Source organism: Micromonospora phytophila (assembly GCF_023656545.1).
GTDB classification, from domain to species: Bacteria; Actinomycetota; Actinomycetes; order Mycobacteriales; family Micromonosporaceae; genus Micromonospora; species Micromonospora phytophila.
Genome location: NZ_JAMOKF010000413.1, coordinates 1 through 4,151 on the forward strand (window position 1 = coordinate 1; position 4,151 = coordinate 4,151).

3 protein-coding genes are annotated in these 4,151 nt (G+C 74.0%); all 3 read right to left on the reverse strand.

Annotation, left to right across the window (positions count from 1 at the left end; all coding sequences use genetic code 11):
- The coding region (gene murC / locus NCC78_RS28575) for a UDP-N-acetylmuramate--L-alanine ligase (protein ID WP_250798399.1) at positions 1-1,529 on the reverse strand (1,529 nt) is incomplete at its 3' end.
- Between the two features lie 31 nt (positions 1,530-1,560).
- On the reverse strand, positions 1,561-2,667 hold the full coding sequence (gene murG, locus NCC78_RS28580; RefSeq protein WP_250798400.1) for an undecaprenyldiphospho-muramoylpentapeptide beta-N-acetylglucosaminyltransferase: 1,107 nt from the start codon (positions 2,665-2,667) through the stop codon (positions 1,561-1,563).
- Positions 2,667-4,151: FtsW/RodA/SpoVE family cell cycle protein (locus tag NCC78_RS28585; protein ID WP_372495223.1), on the reverse strand; the 1,485-nt coding region annotated here is incomplete at its 5' end. The genes murG and NCC78_RS28585, both read right to left, overlap by 1 nt.

Here is a 4,151-nt window from a genome sequence, read left to right on the forward strand (position 1 = left end):
TCCGGGACGGCGCCGCCTGCGCTCGGCACGCCGGGGACGGTGCCACCGATGGTCGTCGTCCCGCCGGTCGCGGCGCCCGGCGTCGTGCCGGCCGGCGCCGCCGGATCGGCGGTACGCGCGGACAGGACGTCCAGCAACTGGTCCCCCATCAGCGAGATCGGCGGGGCCCCCATGGTCACCACGACGTCACCGGGGCGGGCCCGGCGGGCCACCTCCACCGGCGCCGCCTCCCACGAGTCGACGAAGACCTTCCGCTCCGCCGGCAGCGCCACCGCCTCGATCAGCGCCGCCGACCCCTCCCCCGGCTGGCGCAGCTCACCCGGGCCGAAGACCTCCAGCAGCACCACCTCGTCGGCGATGGCCAGCGCCTCGGCGATCTCCGCCTGCGAGTCGCGGGTGCGGTAGAGCCGGTAGGGCTGGAAGACCACCACCAGCCGGCCGTCCCCGGCCACCTCGCGCAGCGTCTGCAACGCCAACGTCATCGACGTCGGGTGGTAGGCGTACTCGTCGTAGACCAGCACGTCGTCCGCCACGCCCTTGCGCTCGAAGCGCCGCCGCACGCCGGGGAAGGCCGCCAGCGCGGCCTCCGCCGCCTCCACCGGCAGGCCCAGCAGGTACGCGGCCAGCACGGCGGAGGCGCTGTTGAGCCCCATGTGCCGCCCCGGCACCGGCAGCCGGAACTCCCCCAGCGACCGGCCGTCGACGGCGGCGAGGTAGCGCACCCCCCGGGCGGAGGAGGCGATCTCGGTCAGCCGCAGGTCGGCGTCGGCCGCCTCGCCGTAGGTGTGCACCCGCCGGCCCTCGGCGCGCAGCGTCTCGGCCAGCCGCCGCCCGCCCGGGTCGTCGGCGCAGGTGATGATGAAGCCGTCCGGGTCGGTGAGCCGGGCGAACTCGACGAACGCCGCCTCCAGGGTGGCGTAGTCGCCGTAGGTGTTCAGGTGGTCGGCCTCGACGTTGGTGATGATCGAGACGTACGGGCGGTAGATGAGGAAGGAGCGGTCGCTCTCGTCGGCCTCGACGACGAAGTACTCCCCCGTGCCGTGGTGGGCGCCCGAGCCGACCTCGGAGATCTCCCCGCCGATCACGAAGGACGGGTCCTGCCCGGCCTGCTGGAGCACCATGGTGACCATCGACGTGGTGGTGGTCTTGCCGTGGGTGCCGGCGACGGCCACCGCCCGGCGACCGGTCATCGCCGCGGCCAGGGCCTCGGAGCGGTGCAGCACCCGCAGCCCGCGCCGGCGCGCCTCGACCATCTCCAGGTGGTCCTGCGGGATCGCCGAGGAGTAGACGACCGTGTCGACGCCGTCGAGGTTGGACGCCTCGTGGCTCATGTGGATGGTGCCGCCGAGCGCGCGCAGGCCGGCCAGGGACGGCCATTCCCGCAGCTCGCTGCCGGAGACCGGGATGCCCCGGGTGAGGAAGAGCCGGGCCAGGCCGCTCATGCCGACCCCACCCACCCCGATCAGGTGGATCGTGCCCAGGTCCTCGGCGGTGAGCGTGCCGGCCGGGGTGAACTGCGCGGTGTTCATGACAGAGACCTTCCGGTAGCGACGGGCCGACTCATCGGGCCACCGCCTCGTAGACGAAGTTGAGCAGTGCCTCGTCGCCGTCGCGCCGCCCGTACCCGGCCGCGGCGGCACCCATCGTGGCGAGGCGGTGCTGGTCGCGGATCAACGGGATCACCGTGCGCTCGATCCAGTCCGGGGTCAGCTCGGCGTCGTCGACGAGCAGCCCACCACCGGCCTCCACCACGGGCAGCGCGTTGCGCTTCTGCTCCTGGTTGCTGTGCGGGTAGGGCACGTAGATGGTGGGCAGGCCGATCGCGGCCACCTCGGCGCAGGTCATCGCCCCGCCCCGGCCGAGCATCAGGTCGGCGGCGGCGTAGCCGGCCTCCATCTCGGACAGGTACGGCAGGGTCACGTACGGCACCGGCAGGTCGGTGGGGACCGGCACCGGCTCGTTGCGGGCGCCGATGACGTGCAGCACCTGCACCCCGTGCCGGGCGAGTTCCTTGGCCGCGCCGGAGACGGCGAGGTTGATCGAGCGGGCGCCCTGGGAGCCGCCGGCGACGAAGAGCACCGGCAGGTCGGGGCGGAGCCCGAAGTGGGCGCGGGCGGCGTTGCGCATCGCGACCCGGTCCAGCCCGGCGATGCCCCGGCGCAGCGGCACGCCGACCACCCGGGCGTCGCGCAGCGCCTCGGCCTGGGCCGGCTGGTGCGGGAAGCCGACCGCGACGTGCTTGGTGAACTTCATGCCGAGCCGGTTGGCCACGCCCGGCGGCACGTTCACCTCGTGGATCACGATGGGCAGCTCGCGCCGCCAGGCGGCGAGGTAGGCGGGCACCGAGACGTACCCGCCGAAGCCCACCACCACCTCGGCCCGCACCTCGTCGATCACCTTGCCCGCGGCGCGGGCCGCGGTCCACATCCGGCCCGGGGTGCGGACCAGGTTCATGTTGACCGACCGGGGCAGCTGGTAGGCCGGGATCTGGCGCAGGTCGTAGCCCTGCGGCGGGATCAGCTCGTTCTCCAGGCCCTTCGGGGTGCCCAGGCAGGTGATCCGGACGCCGGGGTCGTGCCGGCGCAGGCAGTCGGCGAAGGCGAGCAGCGGGTAGATGTGCCCCCCGGTGCCACCTCCCGCGAGTACTACCGAACGCAGCGGACCCATCAACGTCTCCTCTCGTTCGCCGAGCCGTCACGGGCCCGGCCCTGCCGGACGCCGCGCGGGGCGGCCTGGTCGTCGGACCGCCGCTCCCGCGACCGGGGCACGGACCCTCGGGCAGCCGGGGGCGACGCCGGGCGGCGACGCCGCCCGGGAAGCGGCGGCAACGGGGCCCAGAGTAGTCGGACCCATCGGGCCGGCGGACGGGCATGCAGCGCTCGGGCCGCGTCGGGTTCGGCGCGGGCGAAGGAGGCCAGCATCCCGATCGCGGCGAGGGTCACGACCAGGGCGCTTCCGCCGTCGGAGATGAACGGCAGGGGCAGGCCGGTGATCGGCAGCAGCCCGACCACCCCCCCGATGTTGATCACGGCCTGGCTGACCAGCCAGGTGGTCACCGCGGCGGCGGCGAGCCGGCGGAACGGGTCCTCGACGCGGCGGGCGATCCGCAGCCCGGTGTAGGCCAGCACCGCGAACAGGGCGAGGATCACGGCGCAGCCGACCACGCCGAGTTCCTCGGCGATGATGGCGAAGATGAAGTCGTTGTGCGCCTCCGGCAGCCAGCCGAACTTCAGGCTGGACTTGCCCAGCCCCACGCCGAACCAGCCGCCGTGCTCGATCGCCAGCCGGCCCTGGTAGATCTGGTAGCAGCCCGTCAGCTTGCACTCCTCCGGCGCGGGCGGGTTGAAGAACGACATCAGCCGGGCGAAGCGGTAGTTCTCCTCGCCCCGCTCGCCGGAGCCGGCGCCCACCGACGCCACCGCGATCAGCAGGCCGACGCCGATCAGCCCGAGCACCGACAGGGTGCCGAAGACCCGCATCCGCACCCCGGCCGCCCAGAGCAGGCCGACCACCAGCGCCAGCAGGCAGAGCATCGTGCCCAGGTCGTTGTAGCCGACCAGCACGAAGAGCAGGCCGACCACCGGAAAGAGCGGCGTGGCCAACTCGCGCCACCAGCCCAGCGCGGCGCCCTTGCGGGCGATCACGTGCGCGCCCCAGAGCACCAGGGCGAACTTCGCCAACTCGGAGGGCTGCACCTGGATGCCGCCGACGAAGAGCCAGAGCAGCCGGGCCTCGACGGGGCCGAAGCGCGCGGACTCCTGGTTGGTCAACCGGGCGTAGGCGAGCAGCAGGTTGAGCAGCAGCAGCAGCCCGACCGCCACCGCCAGCAGCGGCCGGCCCAGCGCCCGGTAGGTCTTGGCCGGCAGCCGTTGGCAGACCCAGAACGCCACGATGCCGATCACCGCGAAGATGGCCTGCTTGGTCAGCGCGGCGAACGCGTTGCCGCCCTGGGCGTACTCCCGGACGCTGGTGGCGCTGAAGACCATGGTCAGGCCGATCACCAGGAGCAGCCCGGCGCTGGAGATCAGCAGGTAGTAGGAGGCCAGCGGGCGGTCCAGCAGACCGCGCAGCGCGGCCAGCCCGCCCGCGGGGTCCAGGCCGCGCGGGGCCGCCCGGCCGCCCGGATCGTCCGGCCCGCGCGGCGCGGCGGG

Excerpts from the sequence above, each read along its gene's own strand:
- murG (WP_250798400.1), bottom strand. The coding sequence starts at position 2,667 with ATGGGTCCGCTGCGTTCGGTAGTACTCGCGGGAGGTGGCACCGGGGGG.